Source organism: Marinitoga sp. 1135 (assembly GCF_013363245.1).
In the GTDB taxonomy this organism is placed as follows: domain Bacteria; phylum Thermotogota; class Thermotogae; order Petrotogales; family Petrotogaceae; genus Marinitoga; species Marinitoga piezophila.
Window position 1 is genome coordinate 122,761 of sequence record NZ_LBEZ01000008.1, and the last position, 17,004, is coordinate 139,764.

Annotated in this window: 19 protein-coding genes; 18 read left to right on the forward strand and 1 reads right to left on the reverse strand. The window is 29.7% G+C overall.

Annotation, left to right across the window (positions count from 1 at the left end; translation table 11 throughout):
• Position 1: 1 nt before the first annotated feature.
• The 13 genes from XO10_RS04800 to XO10_RS04860 all read left to right on the forward strand — a co-directional run bounded on the left by XO10_RS04800 (position 2) and on the right by XO10_RS04860 (position 9,737).
• Entirely contained in the window at positions 2 to 247 is a 246-nt protein-coding gene (locus XO10_RS04800) for a hypothetical protein (RefSeq protein ID WP_014296470.1), read from the forward strand.
• A complete protein-coding gene (ruvX, locus tag XO10_RS04805) occupies positions 244 to 882 on the forward strand; it encodes a Holliday junction resolvase RuvX (protein WP_075780451.1) in 639 nt (212 codons plus the stop codon). The genes XO10_RS04800 and ruvX overlap by 4 nt, the downstream gene beginning before the upstream one ends.
• Entirely contained in the window at positions 882 to 1,862 is a 981-nt protein-coding gene (locus XO10_RS04810) for an AI-2E family transporter (RefSeq protein ID WP_175418240.1), read from the forward strand. Before ruvX ends, XO10_RS04810 begins: the two co-directional genes overlap by 1 nt.
• 185 nt (positions 1,863 to 2,047) lie before the next feature.
• Positions 2,048 to 2,857 carry a 16S rRNA (adenine(1518)-N(6)/adenine(1519)-N(6))-dimethyltransferase RsmA gene (rsmA, locus tag XO10_RS04815; RefSeq protein ID WP_014296467.1) on the forward strand — a complete coding sequence of 270 codons (810 nt, stop codon included), beginning with the start codon at positions 2,048 to 2,050 and terminating at the stop codon, positions 2,855 to 2,857.
• A gap of 150 nt (positions 2,858 to 3,007) precedes the next feature.
• Positions 3,008 to 4,261, forward strand: a complete 1,254-nt coding sequence (locus XO10_RS04820; RefSeq protein ID WP_175421192.1) for an adenylosuccinate synthase — start codon at positions 3,008 to 3,010, stop codon at positions 4,259 to 4,261.
• Positions 4,262 to 4,453: 192 nt separating this feature from the next.
• Positions 4,454 to 4,732, forward strand: coding sequence for a DUF5320 family protein (locus tag XO10_RS04825; RefSeq protein ID WP_014296465.1), 279 nt, complete (start codon positions 4,454 to 4,456; stop codon positions 4,730 to 4,732).
• Positions 4,729 to 4,992 carry a hypothetical protein gene (locus XO10_RS04830; protein ID WP_014296464.1) on the forward strand — a complete coding sequence of 88 codons (264 nt, stop codon included), beginning with the start codon at positions 4,729 to 4,731 and terminating at the stop codon, positions 4,990 to 4,992. The genes XO10_RS04825 and XO10_RS04830 overlap by 4 nt, the downstream gene beginning before the upstream one ends.
• A gap of 121 nt (positions 4,993 to 5,113) precedes the next feature.
• The gene (locus XO10_RS04835) at positions 5,114 to 5,962 is read left to right on the forward strand and encodes an ATP-binding protein (protein WP_014296463.1); all 849 of its coding nucleotides are present in this window, start codon (positions 5,114 to 5,116) and stop codon (positions 5,960 to 5,962) included.
• A complete protein-coding gene (locus XO10_RS04840; RefSeq protein ID WP_014296462.1) occupies positions 5,959 to 6,831 on the forward strand; it encodes an ATP-binding protein in 873 nt (290 codons plus the stop codon). The genes XO10_RS04835 and XO10_RS04840 overlap by 4 nt, the downstream gene beginning before the upstream one ends.
• 15 nt (positions 6,832 to 6,846) lie before the next feature.
• Positions 6,847 to 7,191: a NifB/NifX family molybdenum-iron cluster-binding protein gene (locus tag XO10_RS04845; protein WP_014296461.1), complete on the forward strand. Its 345-nt coding sequence runs from the start codon at positions 6,847 to 6,849 to the stop codon at positions 7,189 to 7,191.
• A gap of 14 nt (positions 7,192 to 7,205) precedes the next feature.
• The gene (locus XO10_RS04850; RefSeq protein WP_050899158.1) at positions 7,206 to 7,541 is read left to right on the forward strand and encodes a NifB/NifX family molybdenum-iron cluster-binding protein; all 336 of its coding nucleotides are present in this window, start codon (positions 7,206 to 7,208) and stop codon (positions 7,539 to 7,541) included.
• A 15-nt stretch (positions 7,542 to 7,556) separates the two neighbouring features.
• On the forward strand, positions 7,557 to 7,847 hold the full coding sequence (locus XO10_RS04855; protein WP_014296459.1) for a 4Fe-4S binding protein: 291 nt from the start codon (positions 7,557 to 7,559) through the stop codon (positions 7,845 to 7,847).
• A gap of 12 nt (positions 7,848 to 7,859) precedes the next feature.
• Positions 7,860 to 9,737, forward strand: coding sequence for an FAD-dependent oxidoreductase (locus tag XO10_RS04860; RefSeq protein WP_368494258.1), 1,878 nt, complete (start codon positions 7,860 to 7,862; stop codon positions 9,735 to 9,737).
• Positions 9,738 to 9,761: 24 nt separating this feature from the next.
• Here the strand turns inward: XO10_RS04860 and XO10_RS04865 are convergent, their stop codons facing one another.
• Positions 9,762 to 11,348, reverse strand: a complete 1,587-nt coding sequence (locus tag XO10_RS04865) for an NFACT family protein (protein ID WP_014296457.1) — start codon at positions 11,346 to 11,348, stop codon at positions 9,762 to 9,764.
• A gap of 129 nt (positions 11,349 to 11,477) precedes the next feature.
• Here XO10_RS04865 and XO10_RS04870 point away from each other — a divergent pair, with 129 nt between their 5' ends.
• From XO10_RS04870 to XO10_RS04890, 5 genes are all read left to right on the forward strand, one after another.
• Positions 11,478 to 12,509 carry an Rpn family recombination-promoting nuclease/putative transposase gene (locus XO10_RS04870; RefSeq protein ID WP_175421193.1) on the forward strand — a complete coding sequence of 344 codons (1,032 nt, stop codon included), beginning with the start codon at positions 11,478 to 11,480 and terminating at the stop codon, positions 12,507 to 12,509.
• Positions 12,510 to 12,528: 19 nt separating this feature from the next.
• Positions 12,529 to 14,829, forward strand: a complete 2,301-nt coding sequence (dnaE, locus tag XO10_RS04875; RefSeq protein ID WP_175421194.1) for a DNA polymerase III subunit alpha — start codon at positions 12,529 to 12,531, stop codon at positions 14,827 to 14,829.
• Between the two features lie 114 nt (positions 14,830 to 14,943).
• A complete protein-coding gene (rimP, locus tag XO10_RS04880) occupies positions 14,944 to 15,408 on the forward strand; it encodes a ribosome maturation factor RimP (RefSeq protein ID WP_175421195.1) in 465 nt (154 codons plus the stop codon).
• Positions 15,409 to 15,423: 15 nt separating this feature from the next.
• On the forward strand, positions 15,424 to 16,449 hold the full coding sequence (nusA, locus tag XO10_RS04885) for a transcription termination factor NusA (RefSeq protein WP_014296453.1): 1,026 nt from the start codon (positions 15,424 to 15,426) through the stop codon (positions 16,447 to 16,449).
• A gap of 104 nt (positions 16,450 to 16,553) precedes the next feature.
• Positions 16,554 to 16,982, forward strand: coding sequence for a Fur family transcriptional regulator (locus tag XO10_RS04890; RefSeq protein WP_014296452.1), 429 nt, complete (start codon positions 16,554 to 16,556; stop codon positions 16,980 to 16,982).
• Positions 16,983 to 17,004: the final 22 nt, after the last annotated feature.

Genomic DNA, 17,004 nt, shown 5'->3' on the forward strand with positions numbered 1-17,004 from the left:
AATGTTCAAAACTACAAGGGATTTAAATATGTATATAAAATTAGAGCAAAAACATATAATACATATTTTAGATAAATTAAGAGAAAATAATGTTTTTTCAAAATTATTTGCACTTGGTGCTAATCCTGTAATTGCATTTTCCGAAGAAGATAAGGAAAAAGTTGTAAAGATATTGAAAAATGAAGAAATTGAATATAATATTATAAAAACTCAAAAGGATATTATAGAGGAGATGTTAACGTTTTGAAATTTATAGCGCTTGACTATGGATTAAAAAAAACAGGTATAGCTACTGCAGAGGCTGCTTTGAAAATTCCAACAATAAAAAACAGTGTTGGAAGCGATAAATTATTAAAGGTGCTTGAAAATGAAATTTTTAAAGATGGAGATATATTTATAGTAGGTCTTCCAATATCAATGTCCGGGAGATATTCCACACAAACATTTAAAACAATAGATTTTGCAATAAAACTAAAAAATAAATTTAATTCTGAAGTGTATTTGGTAGATGAAAGACTTACAACACAAAATAGCTATTTAATGACAAAGGATTTTTTAAATTCTAAAAAGGCAAAAAAGAAAAAAGATGAAAATAGTGCATTGATTATATTACAACGTTATCTGGCTAATCCAGCTAATTCTATAAAATTAGCATCTCAAAAAGAATATAAAATAGAATATGATGAATCATATAATGATAAAAAAATATTAATAGATAATGTAATAATAAAAAATTCAAAGATATATTCGATAGCAGATGTCTATGCAACAGACCCATATATCTTCTGGTGGTATTTTAAAAGAAATGTTCATTCCACAACTCTGGAATCAGATCTTGAACCTCCATATGATATAATATTTAATTCTAAGGAGGTAGAATAATGAAAAAAAGCTTTTGGTTTATAATGATGTATTTAATAGTGTTTATGATATCATTAAAAATTTTCTCTACAATAGTTGGAAGTTTAGTAATAGCCATGTTCTTTACTATTTTAATAGATGTAATTGCATCATATCTTGAAAAAATAAAAATACCGAGAAAACTTACTGTTCCTATAGCTTCATTGATATTTTATGGAGCAATAGTATATGCTTTTTATAGTATAATTCCTATTACAATAGAAGAGAGTAAAAAGGTTTTTGATTCAATAGCTGAATTTGATTTCCAGGGGATTCCCGGGACAACTGGTGAAGTTGTAAATACATTATTGGATACTGCAGGAGATTATTTAAGAAATATGATAGTTCAATTTGCAAGTTATTTAGCTTCTAATATATCCAATTTTCTAACTATTGCATTATTATTAATAGTGGCATCAGGATATATGGCAATAGCAAGTAAAAGAATGTGGAATCTTATTGATATGTTTTTTCCAAATTCCGAAATAGATAGCACAAAGGATTTTTTAATAAAAACATATAGTGATTTGAGAAAATTTGTTTCAGGGCAGATAATAACAGCATTATCAGTTGGTGTGATAACCTGGATAATGGCATTGATATTTGGTTTTCCTTATGCTTTATTTTTAGGAATACTTGCAGGTATTACAGATTTTATACCATATTTAGGAATATTTATTACAGCAATTCCAATATTACTATTAGGATTTACTAACTTTGGTTTAATGGGATTATTAAAGGGAGTAATAATAATAACCTTTGCCAATCAACTTGAAATGTGGGTGCTTGCACCAAGAATTTCAGGAGGTCAGGTAAATATAAACTGGTTTTTAATATTAACTTCAATGTTGATTTTTGCCCAATTATACGGTGTAGTTGGTGTATTAATAACAATTCCTTTGCTGATAATATTTAAAAATATCTGGAAAATGTATGTTGTTGATTATTTAAAGAAAATATAATGTATAAAAAAAAGCAGCCCGATTTTCGGGCTGCTAAAGAGTTAAACAGGGGGAATTACTACAAGTTGTTTAACTTTGATATTGGCATTTATTTGGGTTTATTGGCAGTTATTTTCTTTTTTTGATATTATACAACAAAAACTATACTTTGTCAAGTATATATATTTACATGCGAGGCGAGAAGAATGAAGACATCAGACTGGTTAAAAAAATATAATATACAACTAAAAAAAAGTCTTGGACAGAATTTTTTGTCTACATCTGAATATGCTAAAAAAATAGTAAAAAAAGGTTCTGTAACAGAGGAGGATACAGTTATAGAAATAGGACCTGGTGCAGGCACACTAACAGAGGAAATTGCTAAAACCGGGGCAAAACTATATGCATTTGAAATAGATGAACGACTTAAACCATTATTATTAGAACGATTTAAAGAATATCAAAATGTAGAAATTCAATTTATAGATTTTTTAAAAGCGAATATATCAGAAATTCAGAAACCAAAGTATATCGCCAATATTCCGTATTATATAACCTCACCAATACTAGAAAAGATTTTTTTTGAGACGCCAGATTTTCAATTAGCGTTATTAATGGTTCAAAAAGAATATGGCGAAAGAATGATGGCAAAAAGCGGGAAAAATTATAGCCCTTTGAGTATATTTGTCCAATTTTTTTGTAAGGTGGAAAAAGTATTAAATGTTCCACCTCATGCATTTATTCCAAATCCAAAAGTTGATTCTGTTGTATTAAAATTAACTCCAAAAGAAGATATTCCTGATATTAACAAAAAAGGATTTTTCAAATTTGTTCATGTTGCGTTTTCGCAGAGGAGAAAAACAATACGGAATAATTTAAAGGGATTAATAAAGGATAGGCTTGATGAATTACTTGAAAAATCAGATATAGATCCAAAAACAAGGCCGGAAAATATTTCTATAGAAAAATTTATAATCTTATACAATAATTATATGAAATTAAAAAATGATTATTGAAATCACAGGATAATTATGATATAATACATGTGTATTTTTGTATGGAGGAAAAGAAAATGCGGAAATATACAATATTACAATTACATAAAAATACTAAAAGAAGCCCTTTATAGGGCTTCTTTTACTTTATTGGAAGGAGGAAGCAAAAGTATGGAAAGAGTTGCTATTGTTGGTGCTCAATGGGGTGATGAAGGAAAAGGAAAGGTGGTAAATTATTTTTCTGGAAATTACGAATGGATAGTAAGGTTTTCTGGTGGTGCCAATGCCGGTCATACAATATACTATAAAGGGAAAAAATATGTAAATCATTTGCTTCCGTCTATAATTCCTGAGGGGGATTCAAAGGCATTTTTAGGTGCTGGAATGGTTATAGATATTGAACAATTAATAAAAGAACTGGAAATATTAGAAGCAGATTTTCCAGGAGTTTCATCAAAAATATACATAGATTTAGAAGCCTTTCTTGTTCTTCCGTATCATAAAGAAGAGGATGGAATCCTTGAAGAATTAAGAAAAAATCCAATAGGTACAACAAGAAAAGGAATAGGTCCAGCATATACAGATAAAGTATCAAGAGAAGGATTTAAAATATATCATTTATTTGATGAAAAACTTTTAAGAGAACGATTAGAAGAAGTAATGTATTTAAAGAAAAATATATACAAAGAAAGATTTAATTTTACATCTGAAGAAATTTTTAATTATTTAATGGAACAAAAAAGAAAGCTTGAAAAATTAAATGTCAAATTCACATCAGCAATAGATATGGCGCAGGTATTCAGAAATACTTCTGTTCTCTTTGAAGGTGCTCAGGGTGTATTGCTTGACCTTGATTTTGGGACATATCCATTTGTAACCTCTGGTGCAACAATGGCTCATGGTGTATCTTCTGTAGGGTTTTCAACATTTGAATTAGATGAGGTATTGGGAGTATTGAAAGCGTATACCACAAGGGTTGGTGAAGGGCCATTTCCAACAGAGGAATTTAGTGAAATTGGAGAAAAAATAAGAAAATTTGGGAATGAGTTTGGTGCAACAACTGGAAGACCGAGGAGGGTTGGCTGGCTTGATTTACCAGCTTTAAGATATGCAAAATTGAGATCAGGTTTGACAAAATTTGTTATTACGAAAGCCGATGTTTTAAATGGTTTTGATGAAATTAAAGTGTGTGTTGCATATGATGTAAATGGTGAAATAAAAGAAATTCCATCTTCTTCATATGATTTTTTTGTTGGAAAACCTGTATATGAGACATTAAAAGGCTGGCCAGATACAAATCATGTTAATTTCTTAAAGTATATGGCGTTTATTGAAGAAAAAACAGGAATAGAAATATCTCATATTTCATATGGCCCTAAAACAGAGGAAATGTGCACAAAAAATGATTTAATAAAAAATATTTAATTAAATGAAATAACCGATCACCGTCTGAAGTAATGCTATTCAGACGGTGATATTTTTTATATGTTTATTGAGGAATTTTCATTGATGTGCAAAAATTTTTTTACAATGTTTACTTGACATATATATGTATTAGGTATATAATAAAAATGGATATATGCAAAAAACATATATAATTTATCCGGAGGTGAGGATATGAGATACGGAAATGGTGGATATGGTTTTGGAAGAGGCATGGGTAGAGGATATGGAAGAGGATTCGGTAGAGGAGCAGGATTTGGACGTGGTTATGGAAGAGGTTTTGGTGGATACGGAAGATATTACGATGAACCATATGATGATTACTATGGATATTCAGTAGAAGAAGAAAAAGCTATGCTTTTGGATTATAAAAGATATCTTGAAGAGGAGTTGCATTTTGTAGAAGAAAGATTAAGAGAACTCGATAGATATAATCAGGGAGGTGAAAGATGATGCCAGGATTTGATGGTACAGGCCCAATGGGTACAGGTCCAATAGGTTTAAGAAGGGGACCATGCAGCAATCCAGGGTATTATACAACACCAGTAAGGAGAGGTTGGTTTGGAGGATTTGCAGGATTCTTTGGATATGGTAGAGGATACGGAAGAGGATTCGGTAGGGGATATGGTTACGGTAGAGGAACATACGGAGCAGGTTATGGATATGGAAGAGGATTTGGCAGAGGCCGTGGGTTTGGTAGAGGCTGGTGGTAAAAAATAATTGTTTAAAAAGGGGGTTGCCATAATGACAACCCTCTTTGAAATTTAAAAATAAAGTGGTATGATATATATGAATTGTATATATAGTCCTAATATATAGAATGGAGGTTATGAAATGAGAATAACCGTTTTAAGTGGTAAAGGTGGAACAGGAAAAACTACAGTTTCAACAAATTTAGCTTATGCATTATCAAAAAAATATAAAATTCAATTATTAGATGTTGATGTTGAAGAACCAAATGATCATCTTTTTTTCAATATAGACTTTTATAAAGAAGAAAGTGTAGATATGTTATTACCAGTAGTTGATAATAATGCATGTATTAGATGTGGTGAATGTGCAAAAGCCTGTCAATTCGGAGCAATTTCAGTATTTCCAACGGGAACGTTGGTTTTTGAAAGTTTATGTCATGGTTGTGGGGCATGTGCAATGGTATGTCCTGTTGATGCAATTACAGAGAAACCAAAAAGCCTCGGTAAAATCAAGTTAGGTAAAATCAATGAAAATCTCGAATTTGGAATGGGATTATTAAATATTGGAGAACCTTCAGGAGTAAGGATTATAAGGGAATTAAAAAAACATATAGATGATAATGCCGATGTTGTTTTAATAGATTCACAACCAGGAACTTCTTGTCCTGTTGTTGAAAGTTTGAGAAATGCAGATTTTGCTATTCTTGTAACTGAACCAACTACATTTGGATTGCATGATTTAAGCCTTGCTGTAGATCTGGTGAAAGAAATGGGAATCCCGTCAGGTATTATTGTAAATAGAGATAGTGATGATACAACAATTATAGATGATTATGCCAGAGAAGCAAATGTACCAATATTATTGAAGATACCTTTTGATAGAGAAATTGCTAAATTATATTCAGAAGGAAAAATCTTTTCTGAGTATTTACCAGAATGGGAAGAAAAATTCTTAAATGTGTTTGATGAAATAAAGGGGTTGGTTAAATGAGACAACTTGCAATAGTTAGTGGAAAAGGTGGAACAGGAAAAACCACATTGAGTTCATCATTTGGTGCTTTGTTGAAAAATGCAGTATTAGCAGATTGTGATGTTGATGCAGCAAATTTAAACTTAATGTTTAATGGTGATTTAAAAGAAAAATATGAATATTATGGTGGAAAAAAGGCTATAATAGATCAAAATAAATGCGATAAATGCGGTATTTGTAAAAATGTTTGTAGATTTGAAGCTATTACATTTGAAAATGGAATATATGATGTTGATCCATATGCATGTGAAGGATGTAATGCCTGTGTTATTGCATGTCCTCAAAATGCAATAAGATTAGAAACAGCTTTATCGGGAGAATATTATTATTCTGTAGTATCTGATGGAAAAGAAATTGTTCATGCTAATCTAAATCCTGGTGAAGAAACATCAGGAGGTTTAGTAGCAGAAGTTAGAAAACTCGCTTTGAAAAAGGCAGAAGAAAATAACAAAGATATTGTTTTAATTGATGGAGCACCTGGTATAGGTTGTCCTGCAACATCTTCAATTACAGCAACAGATTATGTTGTAATTGTAACAGAACCAACCTCATCAGGACTTCATGATTTAAAGAGAATAGTAGAAACAGTAAGATACTTTAAAAGAGATTTTGGTGTAGTTATTAATAAATACGACTTAAATCCAGATGTAAGTAAAGAAATAATCAATTATTGTATAAGCGATGGCATAGAAGTATTGGGAGAAATACCTTTTGATGAAACAGTATTAAAAGCAGTATTAGAAATTAATCCTGTAGTGAATTATGAAAACAGTAAAGCGGCAGAAGCAATAAAAGAAATCTTTGAAAAAGTAATGGAAAAATTAAAATAAACGGAGGTGTTAGTGATGAAATTAGCTATACCATCACAGGGAAGAGACTTAGAATCATTAAGTAATGACAGATTTGCGAGGGCAGAGTTATTTGTAATTTATGACCTCGATAATGATGAAATTGTAGAAGTTGTTGAAAATAATGCAAGCGAAGCACATGGAATGGGACCAAAGGTTTCACAAATGCTTGCTGAAAAAGGCGTTAATGTATTAATACTTGAAAGTGTTGGTAAAAATGCATTTGAAGTGTTAAATGCTGCAGGTATTGAAGTATATTTAACAAAAAAGGATAAACTTTCAAATATCATAGAAAATTATAAGAATGGAAAATTAGAAAAAGTAGAACACGCTACACATTAATTAGGGGTGAAATGATGAAAATAGCATTTGGTACAAAAGACGGAGTACACTTGAACGATGAACATTTTGGTCACTCAGAATTATATGTAGTATATGAATATGATGGAGAAAATTTTAAAAAAGTAGAAGAGATAAAAAATCCATATGCAGAAACGCATATGCACGCAAAAGTTGAAGAAATATTGGAGTTTTTGGGTCACTGTAAGGTATGGGTAGGATTAAGCATGGGAAAAGGTTCAATGATAAAACTTGATAAACTTGGTTATAAACCTATTATAGTGGAAAGTGAAACAGTTGAAGACGCTATGGAAGAATTGAGATTTATTCTTGCAGGAGAAGTGGAAGAGTAAAGGAGGGGATATTATATGCCCTGGGTAAAAGAAAGCGAATGTATAAAATGTAAGATATGTGTAAATGTATGTCCTGTGGAAGGCGCAATTGAATTAAAAGATGATGGATATCCATATATACATAATGATATATGTACAAGATGTGGTATTTGTATGGAAAAATGTCCTAAAGATGCTATAAGACCAAATTCTGAAAATCCAGCAATGAGAGGTATGGGTAGAGGTGCTGGAATGGGAAGAGGAATGGGTCGCGGCATGGGACATGGAATGGGAAGAGGTGCAGGATTAGGTAGAAGGGGATATTAAAATATAAAAGGGGTGATTTCTTTGAAATTCAGGGATTTTGAAGCAAAAAACCATATTTTTATGTCACCTGTAAAAACAGCATTAGCTACACCAAAGACAGGTTTTATTACAGAAGAATTGATTAAATATTATGAAAGAAAAGCAAAAGGTGGAGTCGGAGCAATTATTCTTGAGCCTATATCAGTGTTAAAATCAGGAAAAGAACATCCAAAACAGGTAATGTTGGATACTGATGAACACATTGAAGGATTAAAGAAACTTGTTGACACATTACACAAATACGACACCAAATTAATTGTACATCTTAATCATGCTGGAAGGGCAGCAAATCCAAAAGCATCTGAAGTTGTAAAATCATCTTCTGCTGTAAAATGCCCATCTACAGGAGTAACTCCTGAAGAATTAACTCTTGATGAAATAAAGGAATTAATACAGGCATTTAAAGAAAATGCTGAAAGAGCACAAAAAGCAGGTGCTGATGGAATAGAAATCCAGTTTGGTCATGGTTATATTGTTCATCAATTCTATTCTGAAAGATTGAATAAAAGAGATGACGAATATGGAAAAGATAAATTTAAATTTGCCAGGGAAGTTTTATCAGCTGTAAAGGAAGTTACAAATATACCTTTAATTTTAAGAATCTCAGGAAGCGAATTTGTTGAAGGTGGAATTACAGATGAACATTTAACAAAGATATTTGCTTTAGCAGAAGAGTTTGGTGTATCAATTATTCACGTTGGTTGGGGTAACGCATGTGATTCAGCACCATGGTATTATAATCACATGTCATTACCAACAGATATAATGGATAATAGATTGAAAGAAATTAGAAAATTAACAAAAATTCCTATTATTGCAGTAGGAAGAATGCAAATTGATGAAAGATATAAGAAACTTGTAGATGACGGAACAATTGATGGAGTTGTATTTGGAAGACAATTAATAATAGATCCAGATTTTCCTAATAAAATTTTATCTAACTCAGATGATTTTGTAAGATGTGGAGGTTGTTTGCAGGGCTGTCTTGCAAATGTTAAAGCAGGAAAACCAATTAATTGTATTGCGAATCCAGAAGTTCATAGTGAATTTGTTGTTGAAAAGATTCCTGAAAAGAAAAAGGTTGCTATTATTGGTGCAGGACCTGCAGGTTTATTTGCAGGAACATATTTATCTAAGAAAGGTTATGAAGTAACTATTTACGAAAAGAATGATTATGCTGGTGGTCAATGGGTATTAGCTTACAGAGCTCCAGGAAAGATTTATATGAAAGATACACTTGAAGATATTATAAGAAAAACAGAAAAATCAGTTGAAATAAAATATAATACAGAAGTAACGCCAGAAATGCTCAAAAAAGAAAATTATGATATTATAATCGTTGCTACTGGTGCAAAGCCATTTGTTCCACCAATTCCTGGTTTAACAGATTACATTACAGGATTTGACTTCTTTGACGGTAAAAAGGTTGAAGGTAAAAATGTATTGGTAATTGGCGGTGGATTAATTGGGTTAGAAGCAGCAGAAGCACTTGTTAATGAAGGTAAAAATGTAACTGTTGTTGAATTAATGGAAGAAGTTGGAAGAGGAATGGAAGTAGTTGCAAGTAAATTGTTCCAGAAAAATTATGCTCCAAAGATAAATATTTATACTAAAACAATGGTAAAAGAAATAAAAGGTAAAGAAGTTATTGTTGAAAAAATAGGAGAAGGAATAACTTCTTTAGGCGAATTTGATGATATTGTAGTTACAGCAGGAACAAAACCTGTAAATGAATTATATGAAAAACTCAAAGAAGAATTTAATAATGTATATGTAATAGGTGATGCAAACAAAGTTGGCCAAATAGTAGATGCAATATCTTCAGCGAAAGAACTTGCAGAACAATTGTAATTTTTAAACAATCCCCATCCTGATTCAGGATGGGGATTTTGGTTCTATGTATATGGTTTTGAAGTTTTTATATAAGACCATTCCTGGTTTTGCCCCTTTTGGTTTCCATACATGCTTTTTTTGAGTATAATCTACAGAAACCTTTGAAGACATTCGCCCTTTTGAATAATATGCAGCAAGAGATGCAGCATATTCAATAACTTCTTGTGGAATATCTTTTTTTCTTTCTGTTTTTATAATTACATGAGCTCCGGGAATCCCCTGTACATGAAGCCATATGTCTTCCTTATCAGCTTCTCTTGTAATCTGGTCATTTTGAATATTATTTTTTCCAACGAGAATTTTAAAGCCGTTATAATTAAATTCAAGTGGTTTTGAAATGATTTTTTTTCTTTTCTTCTTTTTATTATTTTCATTAATAAATCTTTCTTGAATCATTTCTTCCCTGATTTCCATTAATGTTTCAATATCTTCTGCCATTTCTATGCTCTGCCATAGTTGATACAAATAGTCAATCATTTCAGATGTGATTTTTAGTCTTTCTTTTAAGTGAATTTCCTTTGATTTAAGTTTATGAACCTTTTTAAATATGGTTTGTAAATTTTCATTTGGTGTTTTTAATGGATTAAGCTTGATTCTCATTTTTTCACCAGTTTCCCAATCTTCTACTTCAACAAAATCAGTTTTCTGATTAAACATATACAGATAAGCCTGCAATAATCGTCCCTGTTTTTCAAGTTCGGGAATTTTTTGTATTTCTTTTTCTTCTAATTTTAGCTTTTTATGAAGTTTTTCATATTTTTCGATTTCTTTTATTACTATCTTTTCCAATCTTCTCTTCAATTCAGAAAACCTTGAATTTATACTTTGCTTTTCAAAGAAATTTAATAAGCCTTCTGAAGGCGATTTAAATTCATTATATTCATAATTTACAGGTCTAAAAGCGAGGATCTCCTTTTTATTTTCATAATCAAAGGTATAAACATTTAAATTATCCATGAATTCAGAAACAAAGGATATATAATCATATTTTTCAATATACTCAAAAAAGAATTTTTTGCTTAACTTTGAAAAACCCATTAATTGCCTGTCTATATCAAAATCAATTTTATCGTGTTTTAATATGTTGATATATTCTTCTTTATAAAATGGAATATATTCTGCGCCAGGCATTATACTTCTTGAAGGTGTAATCCCTTTTTTTAATGCATCTAAGATTTTATTATTTTCATCTACCAATAATATATTTGAATTTCTTCCCATTAATTCAAAATACAATTTGTAATTTCTCATTTCAAAGGTTTCATCTATTACTGAAAGTTCAATATATCCAACTCTATCAAGTCCAAGTTGCTCTATTTTCATAATTTTAGCATTCTTAATTCTTTTTCTTAGGAACATTGAAAAATTTTGTGGTGTATCAGGCATATTTGGTTTTGTTTCAAGTGAGATTATATACGAGGGATTCTTTAATACAAACAACAAAAAACCGTTTTGAAGTTGCAAAAGCACTTCATCATTTACCGGTTGATATATATTTCGGATTTTTTGACCTTCAAATTTTTTGGCTTCCCTTATTAATTTATTTAACAAAAGTCCATCTATGGGCATATTAACATTCCTCCATTGTTATGTAGAAATTTTCTAAACCAATTATATCATAGTTTTAAAGAGATTGATGATGTGAAAATAAAAATTATGATATAATAAAATATGAAAAAGTTAACAAGGGGTGAAACAATGGGGATATATGATCAACTATTTAAAGAGATATTATCCGATAAGGAAATGATCGTTGAGTTTATAGATATCTTTATTCCTAAATTAAAAAGTTATGGGATTTCAGCAGAAGATATAACAATAGAACATACAAAATTTACAGATATAAAATATGGAGATAAGGAAAGTGACTTACTATTTAAAGTAAAATATTTTGAAAATGAGGTATATCTATATTTATTGATAGAACATCAATCAACTGTAGATTATTTAATGCAATTTAGAATACTCGAATATATGGTGCGAATATGGAAAAATTATATAAATGAACATAAAAAAGAATCGAGAACAAAAGGATTTAAATTAATACCAATAATGCCAATAGTGTTTTATACAGGAAAAAGAAAATGGACGGCTGAAAATTGGTTTATGAAAAAAGTAGAAAATTGGGAAATGTTTGATGAATATACACCAAAGTTCAAATATAAGGTGATTGATTTAACTCAAATACCTGAAGAACAATTAATAAAAATAAAAAAGGCATTAGGGTTATTACTGGCATTAAATAAGGCAGAAAACAAAACAGTAACCAGAATAATAGAGGAAATAAAAATAGAATTAGAAAAATTACCTGAAAAAGAAAAGGAAAAATTTGGAAATTACGTGAACGGAGTGATAAAAACTCTCGTCAAAAGAAATAGAGATTTGAATTTAGATGAAGAGATATTTGAAGAGGAGGAGGTGGAAGAAATGTTTGAAAATTTTGTAAAAGCTGTAAATGGTGCATATAAAGATGCTATAGAGCAAGGAATGAAACAAGGGATAGAGCAGGGAATAGAACAGGGAATAGAACAGGGATTTAAAAGTGGAATGTTAGCTGGAGAAAGAAAACTAACGCGTTCATTATTAAGAAAAAAATTTGGTGAAAAAATAGAACCATATATTGATGCTCTTGATTATATGACTTTAAAAGAATTAACTGAAATTGCTGAAAATATATTAGATCTTTCTTTTGAAGAAACGATAGAGTTGTTAAAAAAGGTATCCAATTAATATAATGAGGTGAAGCTATTTGAAAAAATTTTTAGGACCTGTAGTCACATCAAAAAGTATAGGTAAATCTCTAATACAAATAAATGACCTTTTTCCTATGGCCAAGAGATTTGGATATGATTCAATTATTTTATGCGAATCACATCCGAAATCCTGGCCAACATTTATTAATTTAGCTAAAAAATATAAAATAGTACCATATATTTTATTTGAAATGAAGGGAAAAATTTATTTTCCTGTAAATTCAAAAGAGTTGTTGGAAATTATACAATTTTACAACGGAAAAAAAGAAAATATAAATGTAAGATATTTTGAAAAAAATGAGATAAAAGAGAAGATACTTTTCCCCACACAGACGGTTAAAGAATTATTGGATTCTGAAAATATTTCTGGTGGATGTTTAAAAGGAAATCTTAAAATAGAAGATTATTTGGGAAGTAATATATTAAAATATATAAACTCAACAACTCCCTCTTATAATGTAAAAGATTTTTATGTAAATTTGCCTCAAATGGGAGGATTTAAAAGATTATATGAATCGCTATTGCCCTATATGGCAAAATTGCCAGATGAATATATGCAAAGATTAAAAAAAGAATTATTGGTTATAAAGGATATGGAAGTTTCAGATTATATATTAACTGTAAAAAAAATAGTTGAAACAGCTAGAAATACAGGGGCATATGTTGGTCCAGGAAGAGGTTCTGCTGTTGGTTCGCTAATAGTTTATATGTTGGGAATAACGCTAATAGACCCTATAAAATATAATTTATATTTTGAAAGATTTCTTAATCCGTCTAGAAAAGAATTGCCAGATATAGATCTGGATATAGATTCTGAAAATAGAGATAATGTCATAAAAAAATTAAATGAAATTTTTAGTATTGCTCAGGTTAGAACATATGTAAGAATGAAAGAAAAAAGCGCTGTAAAAAAAGCAAAAGAAATTTTAGGATATGATATGTCTCAAAAGTTAAAATTTCCAATTAGGTCTTTAGAAAATATGAAAAGATATCCTAATATGGATGAAAAATTAAAAAAGTTTTATACTCTTGCATTTTATTTTGAAGGATTGGAAATAGCTGAATCTGTACATGCGGCTGGTGTGATATTATCAAAAGAAGATATGGGATTAAAAATCCCTCTTGATTATAGGCAAAACAATATTCCAATTACATTATGGGAAATGGATGAATTAAAGCTTTCAGGTATAGAAAAATTTGATATATTGTCTTTAGATACACTTGCCCTGTTAAAACGTTTTAATTTTAAATATGCTAAAGATAAATTTGTAAATTTAGAAGATAAAGAAGTATATAAGTTAATTTCTGCTGGTTTAACAGAAGGGATATTCCAGCTTGAATCCAGATTGGGTAAAAAACTATCCAGAAAATTAGCGCCTAAAAATTTTATGGAGTTAACAATTTTACTTGCAATGAATAGACCGGGACCTTTGAATTCTGGAATGTTTGATGAGTATCTTGAGGGTAGTTCCAGGGAATATCTAAAAAAACTCTTGCCTGAGACTAAGGGAGTTATTATTTTTCAGGAACAGGTGATGTATATTGCACAAAAATTGGGAGGATTATCCCCAGAAGAGTCAGACGATTTTAGAAAAGCAATGTCAAAAAAGGATATAGAAAAATTAAAAAAGTTGAAAGAAAAGTTTATTTTTAATGCAGCTAAAAAGATTGGAAATAAAGAATCACAGGAGCTCTACTCTAAAATAGAAAAATTTGCAGAATATGCGTTTAATAAATCACATAGTGTTGCATATGCTCATCTTAGTTATTGGCTGGCTGAAATAAAAACAAGAGAAAGATGTAAATTCTTTTTGGAATATATAAAGTTTAAAGGGTTGTCAGAAACTCTTTTTGAAGAAAGTAAGTATATGAATATTCAAATTAAAAATGCAAGTATTCTTTATCCACAAGGTATGTGCAAAGATAATGCATTATATTTACCTTTAAGGGTTATAAAAGGAGTAGGTATATTTGCAGAAGAGGTTTTAGCTAAAGATATAAAAGAAAAAGGGAATTATAAGGATTTTGAAGATTTTATAAAGCGAACAAAGGAAAAACGCATAACAAGAAATATAATTGAACAGATGATAAAAGGTGGAGTTTTTGATATTTTTACAAAAAATCGAAGACAATTATTGAGAATGATTTCTGAAATTGAACATAATACAAGTAGAAAAGCAAAAAAAATATTAAGTGATGTTTTTGGAGAAAATATATCAACTGACAAAGAGGTTATTACAGATAAAGAAGATATAATTAAATTTGAAAAAGAAGTATACGGATTTAAAATCAACTAATTTAAACTACTTGATTTTACCTATATTTTATGGTATAATCAATTGCAGATATAGAAATAATCGTTCGAGGGCAGTAGCCCTCGAATTCTGTTTTATTATAAAAGGAGGTGCAAAATGAAAGATTTAAAAGACCTGATTTTAAAAGAATCGCAAGAAATTGCCAGGAATATGGATTTAGAAATTTTCGACGTATCGATTAAAAAAATTAGAAAAAAAGTAAAGCTTGAAATTATTATTGATAAAGAAGATGGATATGTTGGAATTGATGATTGTGAAAGATTTTCAAGAACAATAGAATCATATCTTGACGAAAAAGATCTTATAGATACATCATATGATTTAATAGTAAGTTCTCCGGGATTAGATAGACCTTTAAGAAGTTTAAAGGATTTTATTAGATTTAAAGGGAAGTTAGTAAAAGTAATTCTAAAAGAAAGGGTACAAAACAGAACAGCTATAAAGGGATATATTGAAGATATAAATGACAAAACTATTTATATAAAAGAAAAAGATGGTGGTAAAATAATAGAATTCCCGTATGATATAGTATTAAAAGCAAACTTAGAAATAGATTTGTAAATGGAGGTGATTATAATGAATCTTGCATTAAGAGAAGCATTAACAGAATTAGAAAGAGAAAAGGGAATAAAAAAAGAAGTATTACTTGAAATAATTGAAAAGGCTATAGAAAAGGCATATAAAAACAATTATGAAATGGAAAACGTGGAGGTTATTGTTGATAAAAATCATGGGGAAATCACAATATATCAGCTGTTGAAGGTTGTTGAAGAAGTAGAAAATGAAGGAGAAGAAATTACATTAGAAGAAGCTAAAAAGATATCTTCTAAAGCCCAAATTGGAGATATTATCAAGAAAAAAATAAACCCTAAAAAAGAATTTAAAAGAATAGCTGCACAAACCGCTAAACAGGTAATTAAACAAAGTATAAGGGAAATAGAAAAAGAAAAGTTATATCAGACATATTCTACATTAGAGGGAAAAATAACAACAGCTGAGGTGTTAAAAGTAACTCCAGAATATGCAGATATTAGAATAGGAAAACTTGAAACAAAGTTACCAGCAAAAGAATGGATTCCGGGAGAAAAAATGTACAATGGAGACATAATAAAAGTTTATATAAAAAGTGTTCAAAAAACAACTAAAGGTCCAAAAATTCTTGTTTCAAGAAGTGTTCCTGAATTTGTAGAAGAGTTATTTAAAATGAATATCCCAGAGATAGAAGATGGAATAGTAAAAATAAAAAAAATATATAGAGAACCAGGAGTTAGAAGTAAGGTTGCAGTATATTCAGAAGATCCTAAAGTTGATGCTATTGGGGCATGTATTGGAGAAAATGGCATGAGAATTGCGCAAATATTGGAAGATTTAAAAAATCTTGAAAAAATAGACGTAATAAAATGGTCTGATGATATTGAAGAACTAATAAGAAATGCACTTGCACCAGCTCAGGTAGTAGAAATAAAATTAGACAAAAAAGAAAAATTTGCATTAGTGCATGTTCCGGAAAATCAATTATCTCTTGCTATAGGTAAGGGTGGGCAAAATGCTCGTGCTGCCGCTAAAATAACAGGCTGGAAAATAGATATACATACTGTATAATTTAATTAAAAATGCACACAATTTTAATAGTGTTTAAATGAAATATTTTTCTTTCTGATGTAAAATTTAGTCGAACTAAAGAATGAGGAGGCGGATTTAATACTATGTCCCAACAAATGCTTAAAAAAGTTCTCAGAGAAAAAAAACAAAGAATGACAGCCCAAAGGGAATTAATTCTTAAGGTTTTTCTCGAATCCAATGGAAAATTAATGAGTCTTGATGATGTGTATATGCAAATTAGAAGAAGAAAAAATCACAAAACCAGTAAAATGACTATAAAACGTGGAATAGAACTTTTGGAAGAACTTGGAATAATAAGAAAAATAGATTTTGATGATGGTGTTGTTAGGTATGAATTAATTGATGATGTAACAGATGAAGTAAATGCAATTTTCATATGTGAAAATTGTGGGAAAGCAGTAAAAATGGAAGTAAGTAAAGAAGCAATAAAAAATCTTTTACCTAAAAAAGATATTGAAATCAAAGATTTTGAATTAAAGATTTATGGTATTTGTACAGAATGTCAGGTATAAAATAAAAGGAGGCCCGCGAAGG

What these genes read in the sequence shown, in the direction of transcription:
- XO10_RS04800 (WP_014296470.1), top strand. Translation starts at nt 2, where the DNA reads ATGTTCAAAACTACAAGGGATTTAAATATGTATATAAAATTAGAGCAA.
- XO10_RS04810 (WP_175418240.1), top strand. Translation starts at nt 882, where the DNA reads ATGAAAAAAAGCTTTTGGTTTATAATGATGTATTTAATAGTGTTTATG.
- rsmA (WP_014296467.1), top strand. Translation starts at nt 2,048, where the DNA reads ATGAAGACATCAGACTGGTTAAAAAAATATAATATACAACTAAAAAAA.
- XO10_RS04820 (WP_175421192.1), top strand. Translation starts at nt 3,008, where the DNA reads ATGGAAAGAGTTGCTATTGTTGGTGCTCAATGGGGTGATGAAGGAAAA.
- XO10_RS04825 (WP_014296465.1), top strand. Translation starts at nt 4,454, where the DNA reads ATGAGATACGGAAATGGTGGATATGGTTTTGGAAGAGGCATGGGTAGA.
- XO10_RS04830 (WP_014296464.1), top strand. Translation starts at nt 4,729, where the DNA reads ATGATGCCAGGATTTGATGGTACAGGCCCAATGGGTACAGGTCCAATA.
- XO10_RS04835 (WP_014296463.1), top strand. Translation starts at nt 5,114, where the DNA reads ATGAGAATAACCGTTTTAAGTGGTAAAGGTGGAACAGGAAAAACTACA.
- XO10_RS04840 (WP_014296462.1), top strand. Translation starts at nt 5,959, where the DNA reads ATGAGACAACTTGCAATAGTTAGTGGAAAAGGTGGAACAGGAAAAACC.
- XO10_RS04845 (WP_014296461.1), top strand. Translation starts at nt 6,847, where the DNA reads ATGAAATTAGCTATACCATCACAGGGAAGAGACTTAGAATCATTAAGT.
- XO10_RS04850 (WP_050899158.1), top strand. Translation starts at nt 7,206, where the DNA reads ATGAAAATAGCATTTGGTACAAAAGACGGAGTACACTTGAACGATGAA.
- XO10_RS04855 (WP_014296459.1), top strand. Translation starts at nt 7,557, where the DNA reads ATGCCCTGGGTAAAAGAAAGCGAATGTATAAAATGTAAGATATGTGTA.
- XO10_RS04865 (WP_014296457.1), bottom strand. Translation starts at nt 11,348, where the DNA reads ATGCCCATAGATGGACTTTTGTTAAATAAATTAATAAGGGAAGCCAAA.
- XO10_RS04870 (WP_175421193.1), top strand. Translation starts at nt 11,478, where the DNA reads ATGGGGATATATGATCAACTATTTAAAGAGATATTATCCGATAAGGAA.
- rimP (WP_175421195.1), top strand. Translation starts at nt 14,944, where the DNA reads ATGAAAGATTTAAAAGACCTGATTTTAAAAGAATCGCAAGAAATTGCC.
- nusA (WP_014296453.1), top strand. Translation starts at nt 15,424, where the DNA reads ATGAATCTTGCATTAAGAGAAGCATTAACAGAATTAGAAAGAGAAAAG.
- XO10_RS04890 (WP_014296452.1), top strand. Translation starts at nt 16,554, where the DNA reads ATGTCCCAACAAATGCTTAAAAAAGTTCTCAGAGAAAAAAAACAAAGA.